The organism is Micromonospora sp. NPDC006766, from assembly GCF_040636055.1.
Classification (GTDB): Bacteria; Actinomycetota; Actinomycetes; order Mycobacteriales; family Micromonosporaceae; genus Micromonospora.
Map to the genome: position 1 here is coordinate 22,686 of NZ_JBEYIX010000045.1, position 26,043 is coordinate 48,728.

Genomic DNA, 26,043 nt, shown 5'->3' on the forward strand with positions numbered 1-26,043 from the left:
GCCGGTCAATGCGGATGTTTGGCTGGCTGATCCCGCGGGTGCTGATGGACTCACCCATCCGGCACCATGATCCACGCTTCCCCGTGCAACGTCCTTGCAACCGGCTTGCAGCCGGTCTGCGGCGATTGGGCATACTCCCGCGTCGTGGAGTTCCGGATCCTGGGTGCGGTGGAGGTGTGGTCCGACGGGGCCCGCGTCGACGTGGGCGGCCGCCAGCCGCGGCTCGTCCTCGCGGCGCTGCTGCTGAAGCCGGACCGGGTGATGCCGGTGGACCGGCTGATCGACCTGCTCTGGCCGCAGTCGCCACCGCGCAGCGCGCGGGCCACGGTGCAGGCGCTGGTCTCCCGGTTGCGGGCCGTCTTCCGCCGGCACGACGCACCGGTGGAGATCGTGAGTCGCGGCGCCGGTTACCTTGTGCGGGTCGATCCCGACCTGGTGGACGCGCACCGGTTCAACGCGCTGACCGCGCGGGCCCGTTCCGCCGGAGACGAGGCCGCGGTCGACCTTCTCGACCGGGCGCTCGGGCTGTGGCGGGGGGAGCCGCTCGCGGACGTGGCCGACGAGGAGGTGCGCCACCGGCTCGGCGCCGGGCTGCGGGAGGCCCGGTGGACGGCGGTGGAGGACCGGGCGGAGACGCTACTGCGGCTTGGGCGCGCCCGGCAGGTGGTCGGTGAACTGACCGACCAGGTGGCCCGTTGTCCGGGCCGCCAGCGGCTGGTCGGGCAGCTCATGCTCGCCCTGCACCGGGAGGGTCGCGCCGACCAGGCCCTGGCCACCTACCAGCGGGTCCGCGTCCGGCTCGCCGACGAGTCCGGCCTCGACCCCGCGCCCGAGCTGCGCCGGATCGAGCAGCTCATCCTCCGGGCCGACCCGACGCTGGACCCGCCCGAGAACACCGACCAACGGGGCTCGGTACGCCCCGCCGAACTGCCCCACGACATTCCCGGCTTCACCGGCCGAGCCGCCGACCTCGCCCGGCTGGACGCGACCCTGGACGATCGGGTCGGCGGCACCCGGCTCTGGGTGGTCACCGGCACCGCCGGGGTGGGTAAGACCGCGCTGGCCGTGCGGTGGGCACACCGGGTGCGCGACGCATTCCCCGACGGTCAACTCTTCGTCGATCTGCGCGGCTTCGACGCCGAACGGGAGCCGGTTCCGCCGGCCGCCGCGCTCAGCCACCTGCTGGGTGGGCTCGGAGTTGACCCCCGAGCCATACCCGACGGGGTGGACGCCCGGGCGGCGTTGTTCCGCTCTCTGCTGGCCGGGCGGGACGTCCTGCTGGTGCTGGACAACGCCCGCGATGCCGGGCAGGTGCTGCCGCTGATCCCGTCCGCGGGCACCGTGCTGGTCACCAGCCGGCACCGCCTCGGTGAACTGGTGGTCCGGGCCGGTGCCCGGATGCTGCCGCTGGATGTGCTCACCCCGGCGGACTCGGCCGGCCTGCTGGCCACCCTGCTCGGGGACGACACCGTCCGGGCCGAGGCGGACGCGGCGGCGCGGCTCGCCCGGCTCTGCGGGCACCTGCCGCTCGCGCTGCGGATCGCGGCCGCCAACATTCAGGCCGCGGGGGAGCCGGAGATCACCGGGTTGGCCCAGGAACTGGCCGAGGGGGATCCGCTGGCCGGGCTGACCATTGACGGAGCCGACGAATCGGCGGTCACCAGGGCATTCGCGCTGTCGTACCGGGCGCTGTCGGCGGAGCAGCGGCGAATGTTCCGCCGGCTCGGGCTGGTGCCCGGCACGAGTTTCGGGGCAGGCGTGGCGGGTGCCCTCGTCGACGCGTCCCCGGCCACGGCCGGACGGCTGCTCCGGGCGTTGGCCGCCGCGCACCTGGTGGAACGGCTCGCCGCAGACCGGTACCGGTTCCACGACCTGCTGCGCCGGTACGCGGTGGACCGGGTCACCACGGAGGAGGACGTCGCGCAGCGGGAGCTGCTCCGGCAGCGCCTGTTCGACCACTACCTGGTCACGGCCGACGCGGCGGGTCGCCGGCTCATTCCGCACTTCGTCCGGCTGCCGCGTCCGGTGCCGGTGGATCCGTTCCCCAGCACGGAGGCCGCCCTGGTTTGGCTGGACGCCGAATGGACGAACCTCACCGTGGCGGTGGAGCAAGCGGCCCGGCAGGGCCCCCGCCGGTACGCCTGGCAGCTCACCGACGCGCTGCGGGCCTACTTCCACCAGCGGGGACGGCGCGTCGAGTGGCTCGCGGCGGCGACGGTCGCCCTGGCGGCGGCCCAGGCCGAGGAGGATCCGCGGGCCCAGGCCGCCATGCACCAGAGCATCGCCCTGGTTTACGTCACCAGCGGAGAGTACGAGGCCGCCCGCCGGCACCTGCTCGACGGGCTGCGGATCGACGCCGGGGACGGCTGGCCGGAGGGGCGCACCGGCATGCTGAACAACCTCAGCGCGGTGCACCAGCGCCTGGGCGATCCGCAGGCGGCGATCGCCTGCGCCCGTCGCTCGCTCGCGCTCAGCCGGCAACTCGGCAACGACGGCGGGGAGGTGATGTCCCTGGCCAATATCGGCTTCGCGTACTGGCAGCTGGGCGCGCTGGCCCAGGCGTACGAGCACATCCAGGCGGCGCTGGAGCGGGGCGAGCAGGCCGGGGCGCGCTACAACGTGGCCGTCCTTCTGGTCGACCTGGCGAACGTGCGCCGGGACCTCGGCGACCACCGCGCAGCCGAGGAAATGTACACGCGGGCGCTCACGGCCAACCGCGACCTCGGCTACCGGTACGGCGAAGCGACCGCCCTCGCCGGCCGGGCGGTGCTCTGGTGCGCGACGGGCCGGGCGGCGGCGGCCTACCCGGACGCGGAGCGGGCGGTGACGCTCACCGGGGAGATCGGCGACACCGGTACCGAGGCGTGGGCACTGGACGCGCTCGGCCGGGTCCTGCTGGCGCTGGATCGACCGGCCGAGGCCGCGCAGGAGCACCGCCGGGCCCTGGAGTTGGCGCGGCGTACCCGGTTCAGCTGGGGCGAGGCGACCGCGTTGGCCGGTCTCGCTGAGGCTCGACTGGTCGCCGGGGATCCGGTCGCGGCCAGCGAGCACGGCCGCGCCGCGTCAGCCCTGGCCGTACGGGCCGGTTACCGGCTGATCGAGATCCGGGCGGCACGCGTCCTGGCCCGTGCCGCCCGGATGAGCGGGGAGGTGGCGGAGGCGGCCCGGCTGGACGACCGGGCCGCGCACCTGGTGCGGGAGACGGGGTACGCGGCGCCGGCAAGCGAGGCGGAGCAGTGCGTTCGGTAGCGGTCAGCCGGTGATCACGCGAGTCAACGCGTACCCCAGGGACGCCGCGGCAAGCCCAGCGACCACGCTGACCAGCGCGTTCGCCAGCGCGTGGCGGCGGGCGCCGTTCCGGGCCAGCCGCAGGGTTTCATAGCTGAGCGTCGACCAGGTGGTCAGCGCGCCACAGAAGCCCGTGCCGACCAGCGCGCCTACCGCAGGGGCGGTCGGGACCGCGGCCACCGCGCCGAGCAGCAGCGACCCGGCCACGTTGACGGTCAACGTGCCCCAGGGAAAAACGGAGCCGTGGCGGGCCTGCACCGCCCGGTCGGTGAGGTAGCGCAGGGGGGCGCCCAGCGCGGCCCCGATCGCGATCAGCAGGACGGTCACCGGGCCGCCCCACCGACCAGGGACAGCAGCCGGCCGGCGACCGCGTCCCCCGCCCAGACCGCCACCAGCGCCCCGACCAGGGTCGCCGCCAGGTACGCCAGCGCCGTCCCCGGCGCACCGGCCGTCGCCGCCCGCTGTGTGTCCACCACGTACGTGGAGAAGGTGGTGAAGCCGCCGAGCACGCCGACGCCGAGGAACGGCCGCGCCAGTGGGCCGGCCGGGCGGGCGGTGAGCACCGCCATCAGCGCGCCGATCAGCAGCGAGCCGAGGACGTTGATGCCGAAGGTGGCCCACGGGAAGCCGGTGGGCGGATGCGGAAAAGCCGTCTGTAGGCCGGCCCGGGCCAGCGCGCCGAGCACCCCGCCGGCGGCGATGGCACCGAGGACCGCCGCCGGGTGGGCGATCAACTCCCGCCGGTCGGCGGCTACGTGCAGGTCGACGTCGGGGTCGACGGGAAATTCGGGTGGTCGGCTCATGGTGTCTGCGCCGATCATAACCGTGCCGGCCGGGGCGGCGCCTGACCTGGCACGACGGGCCGGTACGGGCGTACGGTGTGCGACATCCTTCGGCGCGCGGCGGCGCCGGGGCCATCGCGCAGGAGGCAACCGTGCAGGACCGCACCCCTCGTCCCGACGAGTTGGAACCCGTCGAGCGGGCGTCGGTGGACGAACTGCGGGCGTTGCAGTTGGACCGGCTGCGGTGGTCGCTGCGGCACGCGTACGACAACGTGCCGCACTACCGCCGGGCCTTCGAGGCGGCCGGGGCGCACCCGGACGATCTGCGCGAGCTGTCGGACCTGGCCCGGTTCCCGTTCACGAGCAAGGCGGAGCTGCGCGAGAACTACCCCTTCGGGATGTTCGCCGTGCCCCGGGAGCGGATCGCTCGGCTGCACGCCTCCTCCGGCACCACCGGCCGGCCCACGGTGGTCGGCTACACCCGCGACGACGTGGCCACCTGGGCGAAGCTCATGGCCCGCTCCATCCGCGCCTCCGGCGGCCGTCCCGGCGACCGCGTGCATGTGGCCTACGGCTACGGGCTCTTCACCGGCGGCCTGGGCGCGCACTACGGCGCGGAGGAGTTGGGCTGCACGGTCATTCCGGTCTCCGGCGGCATGACCGAGCGGCAGGTGATGCTGATCCGCGACTTCGAGCCGGACCTCATCATGGTCACGCCCAGCTACATGTTGGCCATCGTCGACGAGATGGAACGCCAGGGCGTCGACCCCCGGTCCACCTCGCTCAAGGTCGGCATCTTCGGTGCCGAGCCGTGGACCGAGGACATGCGCCGCGAGATGGAACAGCGCCTGAACATGCACGCGGTGGACATCTACGGGCTGTCCGAGGTGATGGGGCCCGGGGTCGCCGTCGAGTGTGTGGAGACCAAGGACGGCCTGCACCTGTGGGAGGATCACTTCTATCCTGAGGTCATCGACCCGGTCACCGGCGAGGTGCTGCCCGACGGCGAGCAGGGAGAGCTGGTGCTCACCTCGCTCAGCAAGGAGGCCATGCCGGTCGTCCGTTACCGCACCCGGGACCTGACCCGGCTGCTGCCCGGCACCGCCCGGACGATGCGGCGGATCGAGAAGATCACCGGCCGGACCGACGACATGATGATCGTCCGTGGGGTGAACGTCTTCCCGACCCAGATCGAGGAGCTGATCCTGCGTACGCCGGCGCTGTCGCCGCACTTCCAGTGCGTGCTGGACCGGCGGGGCCGGATGGACACCCTCACCGTCCGGGTGGAGCGGCGGACCGGGGTGGCCACCGACGAGGCGGAGCTGGCCGGGGCGGCCCTCGTGCAGCAGGTCAAGAACACCATCGGGGTGAGCGTGACGGTGCAGGTCATCGAGCCCGACGGGGTGGAACGGTCGATGGGTAAGATGCGCCGGATCGTCGACCAGCGGCAGGGGAACTGACATCGTGGAGCACGACGGCCGCACCGCGGCGCATGACATGTTCGACGTCGATGTGGCCTCCAAGGGGCTCGGCATCGAGCTGGTCACGGCCGGCGGCGGCGCGGCGGTGGCCCGGATGCGAGTCACCCCGGCCATGCTCAACGGGCACGCGATCGGCCACGGCGGTTTCGTCTTCCTGCTCGCCGACACCGCGTTCGCGCTGGCCTGCAACAGCCACGGCCCGGCCACCGTGGCCGCCGGCGGCGAGATCAACTTCCTACGCCCGGTCCGCGAGGGTGACCTGCTCGAGGCCCGCGCCACCGAGCGGGTCCGCTACGGCCGCAGCGGCATCTACGACGTCACCGTCTGGCGGGACGACGAGGTGGTCGCCGAGTTCCGCGGTCGTAGCCGCACGCTGTCCCAGGCCACGAGAGGCGGTGCCGACGGCTGAGCCCAGCCACGGCGACCAGGCCTGAATCGTTTACGCCATCAGGTCGGTAGGAGGCGAGGAACGCCGTGCCGTCCGGGATGCCCGCGACATGGGTGCCGCATCCGGGCCGGCCGGCGAGCAGTCGTCCGGGATGACGCCGGGGTGGAGCAGCCCCGTGCCCGCTCCACCCCGACGCCGGGCTCAGGCCGCGGCGAGTGCCGGCGATCTCCCGACGGCGCGCAAGCCATCGGGTAAGGCGGTGCGGCGGGTCGCCAGGGGAAGCCGGGCGAGCATCCGGCCGGCGAACTCCGCCCGGAGCGCGCGGGGCAGCCGGTGCCGCGCCACCCGGGCGACCGTCGCGTCGGCGACGGCGTACCCACCGCCGGCCCGGCGCAGCAGACCGGCCGCGAGCAGGGCGCGCAGCACCGGCTCGGCGTGGCCCGCCGGCCAGTCGAGCAGCTGCTCGACCGTGCCGGGGTCGACGTTCGCGCGGTGCGCCGCAGCCGCCATCAGCACCGCCCGCTGGTGTCCGTTCAGCTGGTCCAGTCGGGCGTCGACCATGCGCCGGACCGCCTCCGGCACCCCGGCCGGGTCAGCGTCCTCGCCGAGCGCCCGGACGTGCGCCCGCGCGACGGCCGGGTTGCCGCCGACCAGGGGCAGCAGCTCCGCGGCCAGCGCGGCCGGGCGGCCGGCCCGGTCCAGCAGTTGCCGCAGCAGCCGTCCGGTGTCGACGGCGCCGAGCGCGGGCAGCGGCACGTGGCGACGCCGACCGGCGGCGTCGGGCAGCAGATCGGCCCAGCCCGGCCCGTGCGTCGCGACCACGACGAGCGGCAGTTGCCGCTCGCTCGCCGCGGCGAAGAGCCGGTGCAGGAATCGGCTCAGCGTCGGGGCGGCGCGGTCCAGGTCGTCCACCGCCACCACCACTGGCACTGAGGTGGCCAGGGCGAGCAGCACCTCCCGCCAGGCCTCGGCGCCGCGACCCGAGGCCCCCGCGTCCCCCGGCGCCGCGACGAAGTCGGCCAGCGCGCGGGCCGCCGCGCCGCGCCGGTCCGCCGGCAGCAGCCCGTCCAACGCCCCGGCCAGCCGCTGGCGTACGGTCTCGGTGGGGCCCGTGTCGCGGGCCCCGGCGAAGGCGCGGACCATGTCGGCCAGCGGCGCCAGCTCCCCGTCCGGGTACGGCGGGCAGTGGGCCACGCACCAGCGGACCGGTCGTCCGTCCACGGTCGGCACCGCGCGGGCCAGCTCGTGCAGCAGCCGGCTTCGGCCGCTGCCGACCGGCCCGGCCACAGAGACCCAGCGCGGCTGGCCATCGCGGACCGCGCGGGTGATCTCGTCGCAGGCGGTGGCCAACTCCCGCCGCCGGCCGATCAACGGGCCTTGGTGACGGGTCGGCGCCGGCCGGGCCACCCCGATCACCCGCCAGAGGTCCAGCGGAAACGCCTTGCCGGCCACCGCCATCGTGGCCAGCGGGCGTTGCTCGACCAGGCCGGCGGTGGCCCGGCGGGTCGCCGCGCAGACGACCACCCCACCCGGCGGGGCGTACTCCTGCAGGCGGGCCGCAGTGGTGATCACGGCGCCGCTGGCCGTGCCGTGCCCACCGTCGCGGGTGGCGGCCAGGTCGACCAGGGCCTCGCCGGTCGCCACGCCGACCCGGACCCGCAGCCGGGTCCCGGCCGGCGCCCGCCGGTTCAGCGTCTCCTGGATCTCCAGCCCGGCGCGCACCGCTCGGTACGCGTCGAACCCGTCGGAGCCGCGCGCCCCGAACAGCGCCATCACCGCATCGCCGACGTACTTCTCCACCACGCCGTTCCACCGGCGCAGCACCCCGGCGACCGTGGTGAAGTACGCCCGTTGCAGCTCTCGGACGTCCTCCGGGTCGAGTCGCTCGATCAGGCCGGTCGAGCCGACGATGTCGGCGAAGAGAACGGTGACCACACGTCGTTCCTCGGGCACCGGCCAACGGGCGGCGGTGGCGGGTTTCCGAATCCCCACGATCGTGGCCATTGGCATCGCACCCACCCTTTCACTGCGACCGGTGCCTGACGACCTATGGAGACTTTCACCGCCGGACCGTGCGGGGATCCGTAGGACGACGTATCTCGGCCACCCGCAACCTTTCGTCGCAATGTCGACGCGGAACGTGCCACTGGCACCCCGATCCCGTAGAACGGTGCGGGGACCTGTGGCTAGGCTGCGGGGCCATGGGCAGCGATGTGGATACCGCACCGCTCGTCGGCCGTGCCGACATCCTGACGATGCTCCGGTCGGCGCTGCTCGACGGCGTCGCGCCCGGGCACACCGCAGCGGTCTTCCTCACCGGCGAGAGCGGGGTGGGCAAGACCCGGCTGCTGGCCGAGGTCAACGACGGGCTGCGGTCCTCCGACGCGCTGGTGCTCACCGGCTCCTGCCTGGACATCGGCGACGCCTCCCCGCTGCATCCGTTGCGGCAGGCGCTGCGCCGTCTCGACGCCGAGCCCACCGACGCTCGGACCGCCTCGGCGGTGCGCGGTCTGCTCCAGGTCTTCGACGAGGAGACCCCGGGGCCGGACGGCGCGGGCGCGCTGCTGGAGCGGGTGTCCCAAGGGCTGCACGCGGTCGCCGGCGGCCGTCCGCTGGTACTCGTCCTGGACGACCTCCAGTGGGTCGACCGGAGCACCCGTCAACTCCTGCTCTACCTGCTCGCCGGCCTCAGCGATCTGCAGCTGTCGGTGCTGGCCGCGATCCGGGCCGAGGCGCTGCAGGGCGCGCATCCGCTGCGTCGGGTCCTTACTGAGCTGCGCCGGCTGCGATCGGTCCGGGTGTTCGACCTGGCGCCGCTGGACCGCGCCGGCACCGACGAACTAGCCGCGGCGATCGTCGGGGCGCCGCTACCGTCGGACGCCGCCGACCAGATGTGGCGGCGCAGCGGTGGCAACCCGTTCGTCGTCGAGGAACTGGCCCGCGACCTGCGCGACGGCCGCGACGGGCTCTCCGACACGCTGCGCGAGGTGTTCCTGGCGCGGGTCGACGCGTTGCCGCAGCCCGCGCACGCCGCGGTGCACGCGGTCGCCGCGGGCGTCGAACCGGTCGAGCACTGGCTACTGGCAGAAGTGGTCCAGCTGTCCGAGGCCGAGCTGATCGACGCGGTCCGGGCCGCGGTGGCGCACCGACTGCTGATCGGCGCCGACGACGGCTACCGGCTGCGGCACCGGCTGGTCGCCGAGGTGCTGGCGCACGAGCTGCTGCCCGCCGAGCGCGCCGCGCTGCACCGCCGCTACGCCGAGGTGCTCACCTCGGCCACCGCCGAGCTGCACCAGGCCCGCCTGGCCCATCACTGGCGGCTGGCCGGCGAACCGGATCGGGCGTTGCCGGCCGCGATGGCCGCCGCGCGCGAGGCCGAACGGCTGCACGGGTATGCCGAGGCGCACCGGCACTGGTCGGCGGCGTTGCAGCTGGCCGCCGCCCCGGCGGCGGTCTCCCGGGGTGCCGACCGGCCCGCTGGGGTCACCGTGAGCCGCGCGCAGCTGTTGGAGCACACCGCCGAGACGGCACACCACTGCGGCGAGCACGCTCGGGCGCTGGTGCTGTTGGAGGAGCTGGCCGGGGAACCCGCCGGCCTGCGGGCCTGCGTCCTGCACATCCGCCGGGCCCGGTATCTGGCTGCGGCCGGGCGGTCGGCGTTGGCCGAGGCCGAGTACCGGCAGGCCCTGACGGACGCCGACTGCCCGCCCCGCGAGCGGGCCACCGCCGCTGCGTACCTGGCCGAGCTGCTGCTGCACCTCGGTCGGTACGCCGAGGCCGGCGACCAGGCCCGGGAGGCGCTGGAACTGGCCGGTGCGGTGGACGGCACCACCTCGGAGGTGGTGCTGGCCAGCGCCGCGCTCGGCTACAGCGAGGCCTTCCTGGAGGACCCGGACGGTGGGCTGGCCGTCATGCGGCAGGCCCTGGAGACCGCCGAGCGGTCCGGCCGGCCGGAAGACGTGGCGTGCGCGTACCTGCACCTGGCCGAGCTGCTGACCGGGCCGCTGAACATCCTCGAGGAGGGCGTGGTGGTGGCCCGCCGGGGCGCCGAGCGGGTCGCCGAGCTGGGTCTCGGCCGCACCTGGGGGACCCGGCTGCTGGCCATCGCCACCAACGGGCTGTTCCGGGTCGGGCAGTGGGCCGAGGCGGAGAAGGTGGTCGCGGCGGCACTGCGGCATGGTCCCTCCGGTGCCGACGCGGTGGAGCTGCTGCTCGCCCGCTGCCGGCTTTCCGTCGGGTACGGCGACATCGAGGCCTCCGACCGGGACTTGGAGGCGGTGGCCACGATGCTCGCCGGCGGCGGAGCCCGGCACGTGCTGCCGATGCTCATCCTGCGGGCCGGGTTGGCCATGTGGCAGGGGCGGCACGACCTGGCCCGGCAGGCCGTCCAGCGGGGGCTGACCGAGAGCCGCTCGGACGACGTCATCGTGCTCGCCACCCTCGCCTGGCACGGGCTGCGCGCGGAGGCCGAGGCGTACGCGAGCCGGACGATCGCGGTGGACCCGACGGCGGTACGACGGCTCCGCGAGGTGGTCGACCGGGTGGCCGGCCGGAGCGAGAAGGCCCCCGCCCCGGTGCGCTACGTCGCGGACGCCTTCCTGGCGCTCTGCGACGCCGAGATCAGCCGGCTCGACGACGGCCGGGGTGACCCGGAGCTGTGGGCCCGCTCGGCGACCGAGTGGGACCGGCGCAACCACCCCTACCCGGCGGCGTACTCGCGGCTGCGGCAGGCCGAGGCGTTGCTGGCCCGGCGCAGCCGGGTGGCCACCGCGGGCAAGCTGCTGCGGCAGGCGTACCAGATGGCGCAGGCGCTGGGCGCGGTGCCGTTGAGTTCGGAGATCCGGACGCTGGCCGGCCGCGCGCGGGTGCCCCTGGAGGAGGTGCCGGCCGCCCGTCCCGCGCCCCGGCCCCGGGCCGCGGCGCCGGCCGCCTCGTCGGCGGCGGACGAGTTGGCGGTGCTCACCGCCCGGGAACGCGAGGTGCTCGCCGCCGTCGCCGAGGGACTGACCAACCGGGAGATCGGCCAGCGGTTGTTCATCAGCGAACGGACCATCGGGGTCCACGTGTCGCACATCTTCGACAAGCTCCAGGTTCGCACCCGGGTGCAGGCCAGCGCGATCTTCCTACGTAACCATTGAGAACCCGGCGAATACGTCGTTCTACCGATCCGAGGGGTCCGCGTCGACTGGCAGGCTGTCCAGCGTCGCCGGTGACGCCGCAGGCGGTCGCCACAGTGGAGGGAAGATGATCGAAACCGTGTGGGGTCCTGTGCAGCAGGACATCGTCGGGCTGCTCGCCGACCATCCCGCCGACGTGCCGGCGGTCGTCGACCACCTCACCAAGCTGCAGGACCTGCTGGTCCGGCTGCCTCCGCTGGAGCAGAGCTGCCCCCTGGCGGACTTCAACAAGCTCTATCTGACCATCACCACCAGCGTCCTGGACGGCCTTTACGACGACCGTTTCGGCGATCCGGTGTTCCTGGCCCGGCTGGACGTGGAGTTCGCCGCCCGCTACTTCGACGCGTTGCGGTTCTGGACCGAGTCCAGCCCGAACACCCCCAAGGCGTGGTCGTGCCTGTTCAAGCGGATGCGCGGCCCGGACGCCCGGCCACTGCCCTCGGCCGCCGCCGGGGTCAACGCGCACATCAACTACGACCTTCCGTTCGCGCTGGTGACGACGTTCGACAGCCTGGAGTCCGAGCCGGTCGACGGCAGTGAGCAGCACCGCGACTATCTGGAGATCAACAAGATCTTCGCCGAGCGGATCCCGGAGCTGCGCCGGGGCTACCTGGACCACTGGCAGCTCATGATCGACATGTTGAACGGCGACATCGACGACTGGTACCAGGGCGAACTGGTGGAATACACCCGAAACGTCGCCTGGCGCAACGCGCAGAAGATCTGGCGCTGCCGGCACGCCCCGGAAGCCCTCGAGTGCGAGCGGAAGCGGCTGGACGACCACGCGGCCCGGCTCGGCCGGTTGCTGCTCTCGCCGCTCGGCGCGTTCCTCCAGTAGCCGTAGCCCCCGGGGCGTGTCGGCCGGGTCGAACCGGGTACGTCCGGCTCATGCCGCATGACGACACGGTCGGGCCGACCCGGGGTGGCCCGACCCGGGTCTTCGCGTTCCGGTTCGACCCGCCGTTCCGGCTACCCCTGGCCCTGCTCGGGATACGACCGGAGACGGCCCGGGTCGAGCTGGGCCCCGACAAACTGGCTGTGGTGTTCGGCCCCTGGCGGCTGCACACCGCCCGGAGCAACGTCACCGGCGTGGAGCTGAGCGGCCCGTACCGCTGGTGGCGGGCGATCGGGCCGCATTTGTCCCTCGCCGACGCCGGGGTCACCTTCGGCAGCAGCGTGGCCGCCGGGGTCTGCGTCCGCTTCGCCGCCCCGGTGCCGGCGCTGGCCCCCGGCCTCTGGCTGCGCCACCCGGCGGCCACGCTGACCGTCGCCGATCCGGAGGGGCTGCGCGACGCCCTGCGCCCGTGGCCCGCCGGCTGACCGCCCCGCCGTCGGCGCCGGCACTCCTTGCGCCCTGACGATCTCTGCCGGTTGTCGGGTTCGGCCGGGCGGTGCGCCGGATACCGCCTACCGTCGGTTGTGGGCCCGAAGGTGGTGGCACATGGCGGAGGGACGGGACGGGGCGTCGCAGCCCCGACGCCCGCGGGGGCGGCGCAACCAGGCGCAGGCCACCGCGGCGGATCGGGCGCTGCGCGCCGCCCGCGACCCGGAGTACGGCGACCGCGCCGGCCGAAAGGCGATCGAGATCCCCGCCTGCATGGAGAGCCCGGTACGGCCGCGCGAGCCGGCCAGCCCGCTGAGTCGATGGCTGTCCCAGCATCAGGTGCAGCCGGTCGGCCCGGAGACCCGGGAGCACCAGACGGCCACGCACCCCTGGTGGCAGGTGATGTGCCTGACCGGTCTCGACTACTACTCCAGCCTCTCCTACGTGCCCGGTATCGCCGCGTTGGCGGCCGGGGCGCTCTCCCCGCTGGCCACCCTGCTGATCGTGGCGCTGACCCTGTTCGGAATGCTGCCCATGTACCGACGGGTGGCCGGGGAGAGTCCGCACGGTCAGGGCTCGGTGGCCATGCTGGAGCGGCTGCTGCCGTTCTGGCGAGGCAAGATCTTCGTACTGGTGCTGCTCGGCTTCGTGGCCACGTCGTGGATCGTCACGATCACGCTGTCGTCCGCCGATGCCACGGTGCACCTGCTGGAGAACCCGTACCTGCCGAAGTCGTTCCCGCACGGCGGCACCGCCGCGGTGGTGGTGACCGGAGTCCTGCTGCTCATCCTCGGTGGCGTGTTCCTGATGGGGTTCCAAGAGGCGGTGCGGGTCGCCATTCCCCTCGTCGCGGTCTTCCTCGTGCTGAACGGGGTGATCGTGGTCGTCAGTCTGTCGCACATCATCGCCAACCCGACGGTGGTCGGTGACTGGACGCACCGGTTGACCACCACCACCGGTGGGTTCGGTGGCCTGGTTCGCACGTCCGTGTTGGCCTTCCCGCTGCTGGTGCTGGGGCTTTCCGGTTTCGAGACCGGGGTCAGCATGATGCCGCTGATCAAGGGAAACGGTGTGGACACCGAGGCGCGGCTGGAGGCGCGGATCCGCAACACCCGCAAGCTGCTCGCGACCGCGTCACTGATCATGTCGGTCTATCTGATCACCACCGCGTTCGTCACCACGGTGCTGATCCCGCCCAGGGAGTTCCAGCCCGGCGGTGGGGCGAACGGGCGGGCGCTGGCCTGGGTGGCCCACGAGCACCTGGGCGAGGGGTTCGGCACGATCTACGACATCAGCAGTATCTTGATCCTCTGGTTCGCCGGCGCCTCGGCGATGGCCGGTCTGATCAACATCGTGCCCCGCTACCTGCCCGCGTACGGCATGGCGCCGGAGTGGGGGCGGGCCATCCGTCCGGTGGTGCTGGTCTACACGGCGATCAGCATCGCCCTCACGATCGCCTTCCGGGCGGACGTCAACGCCCAGGCCGGCGCGTACGCCACCGGGATCCTGGCGATGATGGTCTCCGGTGCGATCGCGGTGACCATCTCCGCGTACCGGGCGCGGCACCCCTTCGCCGGGATCGGGTTCACGGTGCTCAGCGTGGTGCTGCTCTACGCCCTCGCCGAGAACGTGATCGAGAAACCGGACGGCATCGCGATCTCCGGCCTGTTCATCGCCGGCATCATCGCCGTCTCGCTGATCTCCCGGGTGTCCCGGACCACCGAGCTGCGCGCCGAGCGGATCGAGTTCGACGAGCCGGCCCGGCGGTTCGTCGCCGAGTCGGTCGCCCACGACGGGCGGCTGCACCTGATCGCGAACAAACGGCAGAACGGCTCGCTCAAGGAGTACCGGGTCAAGGAGCGCGCGCAGCGCGGAATGAACCCGGTGCCGGGCGCCGCCGATGTGCTGTTCCTGGAGATCGATGTGAGCGACCCGTCGCAGTTCAGCCAGGTCCTGCGGGTGCATGGGGTGGAGGTCGGCGGGTATCGGATCCTGCGGGCCAGCAGCCCCGCCGCGCCGAACGCGATCGCCGCCATCCTGCTGGCCCTCCGGGACGCCACCGGGGTCCGCCCGCACTGTCACTTCGAGTGGTCCGAGGGAAATCCCATCGCGCACCTGCTGCGCTATCTGATCCTCGGCCGCGGCGACACGCCACCGGTGGTCCGCGAGATCATCCGCAAGACCGAGCCGAATCCCACCCACCGCCCCGGCATCCACGTCGGTTGAGCAGGGGGCGAGGGACGGTGGCGGCTCACCTGGACGGCTCGGGGAGCTTGCAGCCCACCTTGGGGTTGGCGCCGATGTAGTTCAGCGGGCCGGCGAGGATGGTGACCAGGATGGTGCCCGCCTCGGCGCAGTTCTTCTCGCCGCTGGTGTAGTACCCGCGCTGTCCGGCGGCGATCGCGCCGATGATGAGCCAGATGACGACCAGGCCGCTGACGATCGAGGTGCCGCGCATGGGGTGCCTCCACGGGGGTGAGGTGGATCCGAGGTGAAGCCCCTTGTACCCAACCCCGGGCGATCGCCAAACGGCGCCGCCCGGGCCGGTGGCGACGTCGTCGGCACCGGCCCGGGACAGAATCAGGCGCCTGCGCCAGCCGGCACGTTCTAGGCCTCGGCGGGGGTGCCGGCCAGGACCTTTGCCTGCTGCGGCCAGGTCGCCAGGCCCGGCGCGGCGCGCAGGCCGGCCGCCTTGAGGACCTCCCGCAGCGCCGTCTCGTCCAGCTCGGCGAGCTGCTGGTAGGTGCGGATGCCGGCGGCCTGGAGACCGGCCGCCATCTTCGGCCCGATGCCCTGGATCTTCTGGAAGTCGTCGGCGGGTTCGGTGGTGGCCGGGGCCGCGACGGGCTGCGTCGCGGCCGTGTTGTTCTCGACCGAGACGCGCGGCGCGGGGATGATCGCCGGGGCGGCCGGCTCGGCGGGAACCGCAGCGGGCTCCACGTCGGCGGCGACCGGGTCCGGTTCGGCCGTGGCGGAAATGGTCTCGGCCTCGATGGTGACCGGCTCGGCCTCGATGGTGACCGGCTCGGCCTCGACGGCGACGGGCTGCGCCGCCTCGGCCGGGGCGGGGCCCGGCTCAACGACATCGGTGGCCGGCGGGGTGGTGGTCACGGGATCACCCTCCACGTTGGGCGCCGACGGGCCAGCGGTGGTGCGGCCTCCGGCCAGCACCCGCCAGATCACCAGGCCCGTTACCACAGTCAGGATCCCGACCAGCCAGAGCGCGGAACTGGGCGACACGGGCAACTCCTCCTCGTATGTGAACGACAGTCGTGTAAGAACACGGGGCAGCTTCGCACACATACGTCGGAAATGGCAGCGAGGCCGGAAGCTTGGCCGCCTATCAGGCGACCTCAGCCCTCCGCGCCTGGGCGGGCGTAGAAGGTCGCGTCGGCGGCGTCCCAGCTGTAGAAGCAGCCGGCGACGGCGTCCCGAGGAGAATGCCAGGTCGGCAGGTACGGCGAGGTGTGTGCCGACAGCCGCTCGTTGACCCGTCGGTAGAGCGGGTGGTTGCGGGCTCCGGCGGCCGCGTCCGGGTCGACGTCCGCGAGTTCCATCAGGTGTACGCACAGGTCGTGCAGGCAGTACAGCGACCGGTGCCGGACGCCGGTCAGAGCGGGCAGCTCGGTCGCGTCGGACTCGGCGAAGATCTGGGCCACCCGCCCCTCCGCGCCCGGCACGATCCGGCTGACGACCAACAGTCGACTCATTGGGACCCCTCTCGTCGGCGACCCCCTGGCCCGGGGGCGAGGGGCGGCGGCATGCAGAGAGCGTGCCCGGCTGACTGTCACCCCTTCGTCACGGACGGTGCCTGCTCGGTGACGATGGTGAATGCGGTGTCGGGTCGACGGTGGGCCGCCGCGGATCGGGCGGCTGGCGCCGGGTGGCGTGCCGGATCGGGGCGAGAGTGTCGTCGAGCAGCGCGCACATCGCCGGGGACGGTTCCAGGCGCAGCTCGCGCAGCAGCAGATCCCGGTAGACGTAGAAGGCGTGCACCGCCTCGAACGCGTTGCCCTCGGCGAGATGGATGCGTACCACCAGGCGGTGCGGGGTTTCCCGCAGCGGTTCGGCGGCCATCGCCTCCAGAGCCGCCTCGAGCGCCTCACCGTGCCGGCCGGCGGCAAGGTGGTTGCCGGCGAGTTGCTCAAGCATGTGCAGCCGAAGCTGGCGCAGGCGTTCGCGTTCCAGCAGTACCCAGTCTTCGTACCAGCCGGGGAGCAGGTCGTGTCGGCCGGTGTTGCTGGCGGTGGGCGGCAGCTCGCCGTCCCGGACCCGGGCGGTGATCTCGACCAACTCGTCGACGTCGAGGTGGACGGCGTCGCCGAGGCGTACGGTGTCGCCGTCGGTGACCAGTGGGCAGCACGGGTCCTGGCGCAGCCGCCACAGGGCGGTGCGCAGCGAGGACAGTGCCCGCTCCTCGGATGCCTCCGGCCAGAGCAGCCCGGCCAGGTGGCTGCGGGTGGCGCCGGGTCGCAGTCCGATCACCGCGATGACCCGTTGCAGCCCTCGGGGCACCACCACCGGCGCGTCGTCGTGCAGCAGCCGGAAGCCGCCGAGCAGGTGCAGCGAAACCCGGGGTGCGGAGGGGTCCCCGGCCGTCGGCATCCTTGATCTACCGCCCACGGATGCAACCCTCCTGCGCCGGAACCCTCGTCCCGACCGTTTCTGTTGCCCGGCGCGGCGGCCCGCGACCTCGATGTCGGAACGGCTCCGCCGTGCCGGCGGACGACGTCTTCGCCGGGCTGACCGGAACGGAGGTTATCAATCGATGTTACGCTGCGTCAACAGTCCTTCTGTGTAGCGACCTGTCGCCGGGGTTTGATGCGATCGGGTGCTGAACTGCGAATAAGTGTCGCTGACGCATTGGCGTCGGATGATCTTTGCATAGCTCCGGCACAGGTTCCGTCAACGCAGCGTCACGAAACTTCGGCCTGAATGGCCGGCGGGTGACGCGGCGTTGACGGTGCCGGCGGCACGGTGGCGGAAGTCGTCCGGCGCGACCGGTGGCACCCGCCGGCGGGGATGCGTCCCAGGGGGAAAGGCTGACCATGGACCGTTCGCTCATCGTCGCCAAGGTGGTGCCGACCGCCGAGGCTCGGGTTGCCGAGATCTTCGCCGAGTCCGATGCCACCGAACTGCCGGGCCTGGTCGGCGTTCGGCATCGGTCGCTCTATCGGCTGCACGATCTCTACGTTCATCTGCTGGAGACGGAGCTGCCGACGGAGGGCGCCGTCGAGGATGCCCGGGGGCATCCGGAGTTCGTTCGGATCAGCGAGCGGCTGCGGCCGTACGTCTCGCCGTACCTGCCGACGTGGCGCTCACCCCGGGACGCGATGGCCCACTGCTTCTACCGTTACGACGGCCCCGGGCGGCGGCCATGACCACCACCGCCCCCCGCGACGAACAGCTCTGGTCGCGCTGCGACGGCTGCGCCTCGCTGCTGTACCGCAAGCGGCTGCGCCGCAACCTCGACGTCTGCCCGGAGTGCGGGGCGCACGCCCGGCTGGACGCCCCCGACCGGGTGGCGCAACTGACCGACCCGGACTCGTTCACGCCGCTGCCGGACCGGGCGGCCCGGGTCGACCCGATCCGTTTCGTCGACACCCTGCCGTACCCGAACCGGCTCGGTGCCGCCCGGACCGGCACCGGGCTGCACGAGGCGGTGCTCTGCGGCACGGCCCGCATCGGCGGTCAACGGGTCGCCCTCGCGGTGATGGACTTCCGTTTCCTCGGCGGCAGCCTGGGCAGCGCGGTCGGTGAGCTGATCACCGCCAGCGCCGAGCGGGCCTTGGCCGACGAGGTGCCACTGGTGCTGGTCACCGCCTCCGGTGGCGCGCGGATGCAGGAGGGCGCGCTGTCGCTGATGCAGATGGCCACGGTCAGCCAGGCGATCGCCGGGCTGCGCGAGGCCGGCCTGCTCACCGTCAGCGTGATCACCGACCCGACGTACGGCGGGGTGGCGGCGTCCTTCGCCACCAACACCGACGTGGTGCTCGCCGAGGCCGGCGCGCGGATGGGCTTCGCCGGTCCCCGGGTGATCCGGCAGGTCACCGGCGCCACGTTGCCCGAGGGTTTTCAGACGGCCGAGTTCCTGCTCCAGCACGGGCAGGTCGACATGGTGGTGCCCCGGCACGCGCTGCGTGGCCGCCTGACCGTGCTGCTCGCCGCCGGGCAGACGGGTCGGCGGGCGGCCCGGCAAAATCCGGCCGTACCCCGGCAGGTGCCGCGACCGGCGACCGCCGCCGGTGCCGGGCCCGCGACGGGGGCGGGGCCCGAGCGGGACGCCTGGGCGACGGTACGCGCGGCCCGGCACCCCGGCCGGCCCACCACGCTGGACTACCTGGAGACGACCTTCGACGGTTTCGTCGAGCTGCACGGTGACCGGCTGGGTGCGGACTGCCCGGCGATCGTCGGCGGGGTGGCCCGGCTCACCGGGCGGCCGGTGATGGTGATCGGCCACCAGAAGGGACACACCACCGCCGAGCTGGTGGCGCACAACTTCGGCATGGCCAGCCCCGCCGGGCATCGCAAGGCGTTGCGGCTGATGCGTCTCGCGGCCCGGCTCCGCCTGCCGGTGGTGACCCTGGTGGACACCCCCGGTGCCGACCCTGGAGTGAGTGCCGAGCGGCAGGGGCAGGCAGCGGCGATCGCCGAGAACATCCTCGCGCTGACCGTCCTGCCCACGCCGGTCGTGGCGGTGATCACCGGGGAGGGCGGCAGCGGCGGGGCCCTCGCCCTCGCGGTCGCCGACCGGGTGCTGATGCTCGAGAACGCGGTCTACTCGGTGATCAGCCCGGAGGGCTGTGCCGCCATCCTCTGGTCGGACAGCTCGGCCGCGCCGCAGGCCGCCCGCGCGCTGCGGCTCACCGCCGCTGATCTGTGCCGGCTCGGCGTCGTCGACGAGGTGGTGCCCGAACCGCGCCCCGCCGCGCACCACGACCCGGCCGGCGCCGCCGATCTGCTGGGCCGGGCGGTGGCGGCGAACCTCGCCCCGCTGCTCGACGTGCCGACGGCCACGCTGGTCCGCCGCCGACGGCAGCGCTTCCGCCGCTACGGCGCGGCCCGCACGGCAGGGACGATCCGATGACCACGGCGAGCCATCCCGACGAGGTGCTGGAAGAGCTGAGTCGGCACGCGCGCAAGCTCGTCGCCGAACTGGCCGGCCCGGTCCGCCGGGTCCGGTTGCGAAGCGGCGCGACGGTGCTGGAGGTGGAGTGGCACGGCCCGGCCGAGGCGGCCACCGCGCCGCGTACCGGCCCGGAGCCGGTTGCCGAACCGGCCGCGGAGGCGGTGCCCGGGCCCGACCGGCTGGCCGTGCGGGCGCCGGTGGTGGGCACCTTCTACCGGGCCCCGGAACCCGGCGCCGCGCCCTTCGTGACCGTCGGCGACCTGGTCCGGCCCGGTCAGGTGGTGGGCATCGTCGAGGCGATGAAGCTGATGAACGAGGTGACCGCCGACCAGGCCGGCCGGGTGGTCGAGGTGCTGGTCTCCGACGGCAAGCCCGTCGAGTACGACCAGCCGCTGCTCGCCCTGGAACCGTTCACCGAGCGGGGTGACTGATGTTCGAGAAGGTGCTGATCGCCAACCGGGGCGAGATCGCGCTGCGGGTGCTGCGAGCCTGCCGGGAACTGGGCATCCGTACCGTGGTGGTGCACTCCAGCGCCGACGCCCAGACGCTTCCGGTGCGGCTCGCCGACGAGACCGTCCGGATCGGGCCGGCGGCCAGCCGGCGGAGCTATCTCAACGCGGCCGCGATCGTCGAGGCCGCCCGGCAGACGGGCGCGCAGGCCGTCCACCCCGGCTACGGCTTCCTCTCCGAGGACGCCGACTTCGCCGAGATCTGCGCCGCGAACGGGCTCACCTTCGTCGGCCCGCCGCCGCAGGTGATGTCCGTGCTGGCCGACAAGTCCACCGCGCGGGCGCTGATGAGCAAGGCGGGGCTGCCACTGCCGCCGGGCAGCGTCGAGCCCCTGCCGACCGCCGCCGACGCGCTCGACGTGGCCGCCGAGGTGGGGTATCCGGTGATCGTCAAGGCGGCGGCCGGCGGGGGCGGGCGTGGGATGACCGTGGTCCGCTCCGCCGCCGAGCTGCCCCGCGCGTACGCCCGTACCCGCGCCGCGGCGCAGGTCGCCTTCGGCGACGACCGGGTGTACGTCGAGCGGTATCTGGCCGACGCCCGGCACGTCGAGGTGCAGGTGCTCTGCGACAACCACGGCAACGGGGTGCACCTGGGCACCCGGGACTGCTCGGTGCAGCGCCGCCACCAGAAGTTGGTCGAGGAGGCACCTGCTCCTGCGCTGCGCCAGTCCACCCTGGACACCCTCGCCGAGACGGCGCTGCGGGGCGTGCTGTCGGTCGGCTTCACCGGCGCCGGGACCGTCGAGTTCCTCGTTGACGAGGCCGAACAGTGCCACTTCCTGGAAATCAACTGCCGGATCCAGGTCGAGCATCCGGTCACCGAGCTGGTCACCGGCGTCGACCTGGTCCACGAGCAGTTGCACGTCGCCGCCGGTACGCCGCTGCGCCTGCGGCAGGAGCAGGTCCGGCTTCGCGGGGTGGCGGTGGAGTGCCGGGTCAACGTGGAGGATCCGGATCGTGACTTCGCGCCCACCCCCGGGCGGCTCGACCGGTTCCGCCCGCCCGGCGGCCCGTTCACCCGGGTCGACACCCACGGCCACGCGGGCCTTCTGGTCAGCCCGCACTACGACTCGCTGCTGGCGAAGGTGGCGGTGTGGGCGCCGGACCGGGAAGGCGCGCTCGCTCGCCTCGACCGCGCGCTGCGCGAGTTCGAGGTGACCGGTCCGGGCGTGCGCACCACCATTCCGTTCGTCCGGCGGGTGCTGCGGGACCCGGCCTTTCGCGCCGGACGCCACACCACCGGCCTGGTCGACCGGCTGCTCACTCCCGCCGCCGAGCCGGTCACTGCCCCCGCCGTGCCGGTCACCGCCCCCGCCGTGCCGGTCACCGCCCCCGCCGTGCCCACTGCACCCGCCGTGCCCGCTGTCCGCGCCGACGCAGACCCGGCCGGCCGTTCCCCCGTCACCGCCGCGCCTTTGAGGAGCACCTGATGACCGTCGCTTCCGATCGACCGTACACCGCCGAGATCATCGACATTCTGGTCACGCGCTGTGGCCTGGACGCCGACGCCGCCGCTCAAACCCCGGCCGCCAGCCTGGCGGAACTGGGCATGGACTCGCTCGCTCTGCTCGAACTGTCCGCCGTCGTCGCGGACCGGTGGCGGGTCCGGATTCCCGAGCAGGCCGCGCAGCTCAGTATCGCCGGCGTGGCCGACCTGGTGGCCCGGCGGGTCGACCCGCCCGGGCACACCGAGAACGGGACAGACATCGCCGCGCCGCTGCCGCTGGTCTGGGAGATCACCAACGACGTCGCCCGGTGGCCCGAGCTGTTCACCGAGTACGCCGCGGTCGAGATTCTCGACCGGACCGGCGACACGGTGCGGTTCCGGCTCACCATGCACCCCGACGAGAACGGCGTGGCGTGGAGCTGGGTCAGCGAACGCACCGCCGACCGGGCCACCCGGCAGGTCCACGCCCACCGGGTGGAGACCGGGCCGTTCGAGTACATGCACATCCACTGGTGCTATGAGGAGATCCCCGGCGGCACCCGGATGACCTGGGTGCAGGACTTCGCGATGAAGCGCGACGCGCCCGTGGACAACGCCGGCATGACCGACCGGATCAACGCCAACAGCAAGGTGCAACTGGCCGTCATCAAGGAACGGATCGAGCGGCGGGCAGCCGCGTCGACCGGGAACGGGAACCGGGATGCCTGAGATCACCACCGCCCCCGTCCACGCCGGTGACGTTCCCGCCGACCGGCGGCGCGGCGGCGAGCTACGGGTGCTGCTCGGCCCCCGTACGGTCGGCAGCACCTCGGGCTTCATGGGCGTGGCCACGCTGCGACCGGGGGAGCGGATCGCCGAGCACTACCACCCCTACAGCGAGGAGTTCCTCTACGTGGCGCGCGGCGGGATCACCGTCGACCTGAACGACCGCCCGGTGCCGCTGCGTGCCGGGGAGGCGCTCTTCGTGCCGAAGGACGTGCGGCACCGGCTGCGCAACACCGGTGACGAACCGGCCGAGGTGGTGTTCCACCTGGGACCGCTCGCCCCCCGCCCGGAACTGGGCCACGTCGACACCGAGGTCACCCCGCCGCCTCGGGAACCGTCATGACCAGCCGGCGTACGGTGGTGACCGGCGTCGGCGTCGTGGCGCCGGGCGGCGCCACCCGGGACCGGTTCTGGAAGGCCGTCACCGAGGGGCGCACCGCCACCCGGCGGATCACCTTCTTCGACCCCTCGCCGTTCCGCTCGCAGATCGCCGCCGAGTGCGACTTCGATCCTGACGCCGCCGGGATCACCCTCGCCGAGCGGCAGCGCGCCGACCGGTACGTGCAGTTCGCGCTCGCCTGCTCCACCGAGGCGCTCGCCGACAGCGGGCTCACCCTCACCGATGCTGAGCGGGACCGGGCCGGCGTGGTGCTCGGCACCGCCGTCGGCGGCACCATGGCGCTGGAGCGGGAGTACGTCCGGGTCAGCGACTCCGGCCGGCGCTGGCTGGTCGACCACACCCTCGGCGGGCCGTACCTCTATCAGGCGTTGGTCCCCAGCAGCCTGGCCGCGGACGTGGCCTGCCGGCACGGCCTGCACGGCCCGGCCCAGGTGGTCTCCACCGGCTGCACCTCCGGCATCGACGCCATCGGCTATGCCCACCAGCTCATCGTCGACGGCGAGGCGGACGTGGTCCTCGCGGGCGCCGCCGATTCGCCGATCTCCCCGGTCACCGTCGCCTCCTTCGACGCGATCGGGGCCACCAGCCCCGACAACGACGACCCGGAGCACGCGTCCCGGCCGTTCGACGCCGACCGGCACGGCTTCGTGCTCGCCGAGGGCGCGGCCGTGCTGGTGTTGGAGGAGGCTGAGCACGCCCGCCGCCGGGGCGCCCACGTCTACTGCGAGGTGGCCGGCTACGCCAGCCGCAGCAACGGCTTCCACATGACCGGGTTGCGCCCCGACGGGGTGGAGATGGCCCTGGCCATCACCGACGCGCTGCGCCAGGCCCGGCTCGCCCCGTCGGCCGTGTCGTACGTCAGCGCGCACGGCTCCGGCACCCGGCAGAACGACCGGCACGAGACGGCCGCGTTCAAGCGGGCGCTCGGGGCGACCGCGTACCAGGTGCCGATCAGCTCGATCAAGTCGATGGTGGGGCATTCGCTCGGCGCGATCGGCTCGATCGAGATGGCCGCCTGCGCGCTCGCCATCGAGTACGGGGTGGTGCCGCCCACCGCCAACTGGACCACCCGCGACCCTGAGTGCGACCTGGACTACGTGCCCAACGAGGCGCGGGAGGTGCCGGTGGACGTGGCCCTGTCGGTCGGCAGCGGCTTCGGCGGTTTCCAATCGGCGATGATCTTCCAGCGGCTGGCGGTGGCGCGGTGACCGTGCGGGCGGTGGTGACCGGCATCGGGGTGGTGGCGCCCACCGGGGTCGGCGCCGACGCGCACTGGGCCGCCGTGCTCGCCGGTGCCCGGCGCATCGGGCCGATCACCCTGTTCGACCCGGCCGGCTACCCCACCCGGATCGCCGGGGAGGTGCCCGACTTCGACGCCGCCGGGTTCGCCGACTCCCGGCAGCGGGTGCAGACCGACCGGTGGACCCACCTCGGGTTCGCCGCCACCCGGCTCGCCCTGGCCGACGCCGGCCTGCCGGCGCGGGCCCCCGACCCGTACCGGTGGGCGGTCACCCTGGCCAGCTCCTCGGGCGGCAACCTGTTCGGGCAGCGGGAGCTGCAACGGCTCTGGGGCGGCCCGACGCGGACCGTCGGGGCGTACCAGTCGATCGCCTGGTTCTACGCGGCCAGCGTCGGGCAGCTGTCCATTCATCACCAGTTCAAGGGGCCGTCCGGGGTGACGGTGTCCGAGGCGGCCGGCGGGCTGGACAGCCTCGCCCACGCGGTGCGGACCGTCCGGCGGGGCACCCCGCTGGTGGTCGCCGGGGCGACCGAGTGCCCGCTCAGCCCGTACGCGCTGGCCTGCCAGCTCCGCTCCGGGCTGCTCAGCGACGTCGCCGACCCGCAGCGGGCGTACCGGCCGTTCGACGTCGACGCCGCCGGCTACGTGCCGGCCGAGGGTGGGGCCGTCTTCGTGGTGGAGGAGTTGGGGCACGCGCTGGAGCGGGGTGCCCGCATCTACGGCGAGATCACCGGTTGGGCCGCCACCCACGACGCCGCCCCCACCGACCCCGTCGCCGGCCCGGACCCGGCCCACTACGCCCGCGCGTTGCGGCTGGCCCTGGACCGAGCCCGGGTACGCCCGCACGACGTGGACGTGATCTGGCCGGACGCGCTAGGCGTGCCCGCGTACGACCGCGCGGAGGCGGACGCCCTGCGCGCCGTGTTCGGCGAGTGCACCCCGTCAGTCACCACGCAGAAGCCGCTGACCGGTCGGGCCCACCAGGGCGGTTCGGCGCTGGACGTGGCGACCGCGCTGCTCGCCTTCGACCACCACCTGCTGCCCGCCTCGGCCGGCCCGCAGCGCCCCGCCGAGGGTTGTGAGCTGGCCTTCCTGCGGTCGCCCCGCCCGCCGCGCAGCCGGATCGCGTTGGTCGGGGCGCGCGGCTTCGACGGCTTCAACAGCGCGCTGGTGCTGCGCGGCGCCGCCCCACCCCCGACGTGAGAACTGAGCCTCGATCCACTGATGCGGGAACGGAACGGGATGACCTGGATGGGATGACGGCGGCGACGGCAACCCGTCATTTAGGTGGCGATGAGACCTTTGCGTCTTGACAGAATCGACGGACGGCGGGGGTACGCCGGTACGGAGCCAGGGCGCCGACCAGATTGCGGACATGCTTGATGCATCTGGCGGAGGTGACCTGGCCGGTGAGGGTCGCAACGGCCCGGTCACCGAGGGCAAGTGCCTTGTCCAGGTCGGGGTGCCCCTGCCGAACGTAGGTCGTCGCGAGGAGGGCATTGCGCAGCGAGCCCTCGCGGGTGTACTCGTTGCCCTGTAGACGCAGCGCTGTTCGTGGGTGCTCGCGGGCGCGCGGCCAGTCCTCAAGTTTGACGAAGGAGTATCCGGCTTGGCCGTGGGCCTGAGCTTCGTTGATCCAATAGGACCAGTCTGGATCGCCATGCTCGGGCCGACCATCGGTAAGCCGATCGAAGGCGCTGTCGAGCGCGCGGCGGGTATCAGCAACCGACCGGTTGTTGGCGTACACCTCAGCAGCCCGCAGGTCGAGGATTGCCGACACCTTCGGGCTCGTAGCTGGGTCGCTGGTCCGTGCGGTTTCCGCCAGGGTGACGGCTTGCCGTAGTTGACCGAGGCGACATCTGTGCCAGGTCACCCGGCGGCTCGTCCTGCTCGAAGCCGAGCACGGCGAAGCCGCTGCTGTCCGCCAGGTGCGCGCCGACTTCGAAGCGGAGTTGACCGCGGTCCTTGGCCTGATGTCGGCGTACGGGTTCCGCTACAGAGTCCGGTACGCGCTGACGGGCTCTGTCGCTGATCTTGTGACGGGGGCTCACGCCTGGAGCAGGATGCGTTTGCGGAGCAGGTCGAAGTTGGCGCGGCCGTAGCCCATGCGTTT

Annotated in this window: 23 protein-coding genes; 15 read left to right on the forward strand and 8 right to left on the reverse strand. The window is 73.3% G+C overall.

What is annotated here, in order from left to right:
- Nucleotides 1–144: 144 nt before the first annotated feature.
- Nucleotides 145–3,249, forward strand: a complete 3,105-nt coding sequence (locus tag ABZ671_RS25990) for a BTAD domain-containing putative transcriptional regulator (RefSeq protein ID WP_357862784.1) — start codon at nt 145–147, stop codon at nt 3,247–3,249.
- A gap of 3 nt (nt 3,250–3,252) precedes the next feature.
- Here ABZ671_RS25990 and crcB read toward each other — a convergent pair whose 3' ends face one another.
- Both crcB and ABZ671_RS26000 read right to left on the reverse strand, forming a co-directional pair.
- On the reverse strand, nt 3,253–3,615 hold the full coding sequence (crcB, locus tag ABZ671_RS25995; RefSeq protein ID WP_357862787.1) for a fluoride efflux transporter CrcB: 363 nt from the start codon (nt 3,613–3,615) through the stop codon (nt 3,253–3,255).
- Nucleotides 3,612–4,091 (reverse strand): CrcB family protein, encoded by a 480-nt coding sequence (locus ABZ671_RS26000; RefSeq protein WP_357862789.1) that lies wholly within the window; start codon nt 4,089–4,091, stop codon nt 3,612–3,614. Before ABZ671_RS26000 ends, crcB begins: the two co-directional genes overlap by 4 nt.
- 131 nt (nt 4,092–4,222) lie before the next feature.
- On the opposite strand from ABZ671_RS26000, the gene paaK reads away from it, so the two are divergent.
- Nucleotides 4,223–5,530, forward strand: a complete 1,308-nt coding sequence (gene paaK, locus ABZ671_RS26005) for a phenylacetate--CoA ligase PaaK (protein WP_357862791.1) — start codon at nt 4,223–4,225, stop codon at nt 5,528–5,530.
- Nucleotides 5,531–5,567: 37 nt separating this feature from the next.
- Nucleotides 5,568–5,960 carry a hydroxyphenylacetyl-CoA thioesterase PaaI gene (paaI, locus tag ABZ671_RS26010; protein ID WP_357862831.1) on the forward strand — a complete coding sequence of 131 codons (393 nt, stop codon included), beginning with the start codon at nt 5,568–5,570 and terminating at the stop codon, nt 5,958–5,960.
- Between the two features lie 180 nt (nt 5,961–6,140).
- Here paaI and ABZ671_RS26015 read toward each other — a convergent pair whose 3' ends face one another.
- Nucleotides 6,141–7,943 carry an adenylate/guanylate cyclase domain-containing protein gene (locus tag ABZ671_RS26015; protein WP_357862793.1) on the reverse strand — a complete coding sequence of 601 codons (1,803 nt, stop codon included), beginning with the start codon at nt 7,941–7,943 and terminating at the stop codon, nt 6,141–6,143.
- 197 nt (nt 7,944–8,140) lie between these two features.
- On the opposite strand from ABZ671_RS26015, the gene ABZ671_RS26020 reads away from it, so the two are divergent.
- From ABZ671_RS26020 to ABZ671_RS26035, 4 genes are all read left to right on the forward strand, one after another.
- Nucleotides 8,141–11,077, forward strand: a complete 2,937-nt coding sequence (locus ABZ671_RS26020; RefSeq protein WP_357862795.1) for an AAA family ATPase — start codon at nt 8,141–8,143, stop codon at nt 11,075–11,077.
- A 106-nt stretch (nt 11,078–11,183) separates the two neighbouring features.
- Complete coding sequence (locus ABZ671_RS26025; RefSeq protein ID WP_357862797.1) at nt 11,184–11,954, forward strand: DUF5995 family protein; 771 nt, start codon at nt 11,184–11,186, stop codon at nt 11,952–11,954.
- 50 nt (nt 11,955–12,004) lie between these two features.
- Complete coding sequence (locus ABZ671_RS26030; protein WP_357862799.1) at nt 12,005–12,436, forward strand: hypothetical protein; 432 nt, start codon at nt 12,005–12,007, stop codon at nt 12,434–12,436.
- A gap of 121 nt (nt 12,437–12,557) precedes the next feature.
- Complete coding sequence (locus ABZ671_RS26035; RefSeq protein WP_357862801.1) at nt 12,558–14,666, forward strand: amino acid transporter; 2,109 nt, start codon at nt 12,558–12,560, stop codon at nt 14,664–14,666.
- Nucleotides 14,667–14,691: 25 nt separating this feature from the next.
- Here ABZ671_RS26035 and ABZ671_RS26040 read toward each other — a convergent pair whose 3' ends face one another.
- The 4 genes from ABZ671_RS26040 to ABZ671_RS26055 form a co-directional block, all read right to left on the reverse strand.
- Complete coding sequence (locus ABZ671_RS26040) at nt 14,692–14,898, reverse strand: hypothetical protein (RefSeq protein ID WP_357862803.1); 207 nt, start codon at nt 14,896–14,898, stop codon at nt 14,692–14,694.
- Nucleotides 14,899–15,047: 149 nt separating this feature from the next.
- Nucleotides 15,048–15,680, reverse strand: a complete 633-nt coding sequence (locus ABZ671_RS26045; protein WP_357862805.1) for a helix-hairpin-helix domain-containing protein — start codon at nt 15,678–15,680, stop codon at nt 15,048–15,050.
- A 113-nt stretch (nt 15,681–15,793) separates the two neighbouring features.
- Nucleotides 15,794–16,150 (reverse strand): TcmI family type II polyketide cyclase, encoded by a 357-nt coding sequence (locus tag ABZ671_RS26050; protein WP_357862807.1) that lies wholly within the window; start codon nt 16,148–16,150, stop codon nt 15,794–15,796.
- Nucleotides 16,151–16,238: 88 nt separating this feature from the next.
- Nucleotides 16,239–17,045 (reverse strand): BTAD domain-containing putative transcriptional regulator, encoded by an 807-nt coding sequence (locus ABZ671_RS26055; protein WP_357862809.1) that lies wholly within the window; start codon nt 17,043–17,045, stop codon nt 16,239–16,241.
- A gap of 443 nt (nt 17,046–17,488) precedes the next feature.
- On the opposite strand from ABZ671_RS26055, the gene ABZ671_RS26060 reads away from it, so the two are divergent.
- Genes ABZ671_RS26060 through ABZ671_RS26095 form a run of 8 tightly spaced genes read left to right on the forward strand, consistent with a single transcriptional unit; the run spans nt 17,489 to nt 25,133 of the window.
- Nucleotides 17,489–17,821 carry a TcmI family type II polyketide cyclase gene (locus tag ABZ671_RS26060; RefSeq protein ID WP_357862811.1) on the forward strand — a complete coding sequence of 111 codons (333 nt, stop codon included), beginning with the start codon at nt 17,489–17,491 and terminating at the stop codon, nt 17,819–17,821.
- On the forward strand, nt 17,818–19,527 hold the full coding sequence (locus tag ABZ671_RS26065; RefSeq protein ID WP_357862813.1) for an acetyl-CoA carboxylase carboxyltransferase subunit alpha: 1,710 nt from the start codon (nt 17,818–17,820) through the stop codon (nt 19,525–19,527). Before ABZ671_RS26060 ends, ABZ671_RS26065 begins: the two co-directional genes overlap by 4 nt.
- Complete coding sequence (gene accB / locus ABZ671_RS26070) at nt 19,524–20,000, forward strand: acetyl-CoA carboxylase biotin carboxyl carrier protein (protein ID WP_357862815.1); 477 nt, start codon at nt 19,524–19,526, stop codon at nt 19,998–20,000. Before ABZ671_RS26065 ends, accB begins: the two co-directional genes overlap by 4 nt.
- Nucleotides 20,000–21,508 (forward strand): acetyl-CoA carboxylase biotin carboxylase subunit, encoded by a 1,509-nt coding sequence (locus tag ABZ671_RS26075; RefSeq protein ID WP_357862817.1) that lies wholly within the window; start codon nt 20,000–20,002, stop codon nt 21,506–21,508. The genes accB and ABZ671_RS26075 overlap by 1 nt, the downstream gene beginning before the upstream one ends.
- A complete protein-coding gene (locus ABZ671_RS26080; RefSeq protein WP_357862819.1) occupies nt 21,508–22,233 on the forward strand; it encodes an SRPBCC family protein in 726 nt (241 codons plus the stop codon). Before ABZ671_RS26075 ends, ABZ671_RS26080 begins: the two co-directional genes overlap by 1 nt.
- A complete protein-coding gene (locus ABZ671_RS26085; RefSeq protein WP_357862821.1) occupies nt 22,226–22,633 on the forward strand; it encodes a cupin domain-containing protein in 408 nt (135 codons plus the stop codon). Before ABZ671_RS26080 ends, ABZ671_RS26085 begins: the two co-directional genes overlap by 8 nt.
- Nucleotides 22,630–23,898 (forward strand): beta-ketoacyl-[acyl-carrier-protein] synthase family protein, encoded by a 1,269-nt coding sequence (locus ABZ671_RS26090; protein WP_357862823.1) that lies wholly within the window; start codon nt 22,630–22,632, stop codon nt 23,896–23,898. Before ABZ671_RS26085 ends, ABZ671_RS26090 begins: the two co-directional genes overlap by 4 nt.
- Nucleotides 23,895–25,133, forward strand: coding sequence for a beta-ketoacyl synthase N-terminal-like domain-containing protein (locus ABZ671_RS26095; RefSeq protein WP_357862825.1), 1,239 nt, complete (start codon nt 23,895–23,897; stop codon nt 25,131–25,133). The genes ABZ671_RS26090 and ABZ671_RS26095 overlap by 4 nt, the downstream gene beginning before the upstream one ends.
- A 76-nt stretch (nt 25,134–25,209) precedes the next feature.
- On the opposite strand, the gene ABZ671_RS26100 is transcribed toward ABZ671_RS26095, so the two are convergent.
- Nucleotides 25,210–25,710, reverse strand: coding sequence for a hypothetical protein (locus tag ABZ671_RS26100; RefSeq protein ID WP_357862827.1), 501 nt, complete (start codon nt 25,708–25,710; stop codon nt 25,210–25,212).
- Nucleotides 25,711–26,043 lie beyond the last annotated feature (333 nt).

What these genes read in the sequence shown, in the direction of transcription:
- ABZ671_RS26000 (WP_357862789.1), bottom strand. Translation starts at nt 4,091, where the DNA reads ATGAGCCGACCACCCGAATTTCCCGTCGACCCCGACGTCGACCTGCAC.
- paaI (WP_357862831.1), top strand. Translation starts at nt 5,568, where the DNA reads ATGTTCGACGTCGATGTGGCCTCCAAGGGGCTCGGCATCGAGCTGGTC.
- ABZ671_RS26015 (WP_357862793.1), bottom strand. Translation starts at nt 7,943, where the DNA reads ATGGCCACGATCGTGGGGATTCGGAAACCCGCCACCGCCGCCCGTTGG.
- ABZ671_RS26020 (WP_357862795.1), top strand. Translation starts at nt 8,141, where the DNA reads ATGGGCAGCGATGTGGATACCGCACCGCTCGTCGGCCGTGCCGACATC.
- ABZ671_RS26025 (WP_357862797.1), top strand. Translation starts at nt 11,184, where the DNA reads ATGATCGAAACCGTGTGGGGTCCTGTGCAGCAGGACATCGTCGGGCTG.
- ABZ671_RS26030 (WP_357862799.1), top strand. Translation starts at nt 12,005, where the DNA reads ATGCCGCATGACGACACGGTCGGGCCGACCCGGGGTGGCCCGACCCGG.
- ABZ671_RS26035 (WP_357862801.1), top strand. Translation starts at nt 12,558, where the DNA reads ATGGCGGAGGGACGGGACGGGGCGTCGCAGCCCCGACGCCCGCGGGGG.
- ABZ671_RS26040 (WP_357862803.1), bottom strand. Translation starts at nt 14,898, where the DNA reads ATGCGCGGCACCTCGATCGTCAGCGGCCTGGTCGTCATCTGGCTCATC.
- ABZ671_RS26050 (WP_357862807.1), bottom strand. Translation starts at nt 16,150, where the DNA reads ATGAGTCGACTGTTGGTCGTCAGCCGGATCGTGCCGGGCGCGGAGGGG.
- ABZ671_RS26055 (WP_357862809.1), bottom strand. Translation starts at nt 17,045, where the DNA reads ATGCCGACGGCCGGGGACCCCTCCGCACCCCGGGTTTCGCTGCACCTG.
- ABZ671_RS26060 (WP_357862811.1), top strand. Translation starts at nt 17,489, where the DNA reads ATGGACCGTTCGCTCATCGTCGCCAAGGTGGTGCCGACCGCCGAGGCT.
- ABZ671_RS26065 (WP_357862813.1), top strand. Translation starts at nt 17,818, where the DNA reads ATGACCACCACCGCCCCCCGCGACGAACAGCTCTGGTCGCGCTGCGAC.
- accB (WP_357862815.1), top strand. Translation starts at nt 19,524, where the DNA reads ATGACCACGGCGAGCCATCCCGACGAGGTGCTGGAAGAGCTGAGTCGG.
- ABZ671_RS26075 (WP_357862817.1), top strand. Translation starts at nt 20,000, where the DNA reads ATGTTCGAGAAGGTGCTGATCGCCAACCGGGGCGAGATCGCGCTGCGG.
- ABZ671_RS26080 (WP_357862819.1), top strand. Translation starts at nt 21,508, where the DNA reads ATGACCGTCGCTTCCGATCGACCGTACACCGCCGAGATCATCGACATT.
- ABZ671_RS26085 (WP_357862821.1), top strand. Translation starts at nt 22,226, where the DNA reads ATGCCTGAGATCACCACCGCCCCCGTCCACGCCGGTGACGTTCCCGCC.
- ABZ671_RS26090 (WP_357862823.1), top strand. Translation starts at nt 22,630, where the DNA reads ATGACCAGCCGGCGTACGGTGGTGACCGGCGTCGGCGTCGTGGCGCCG.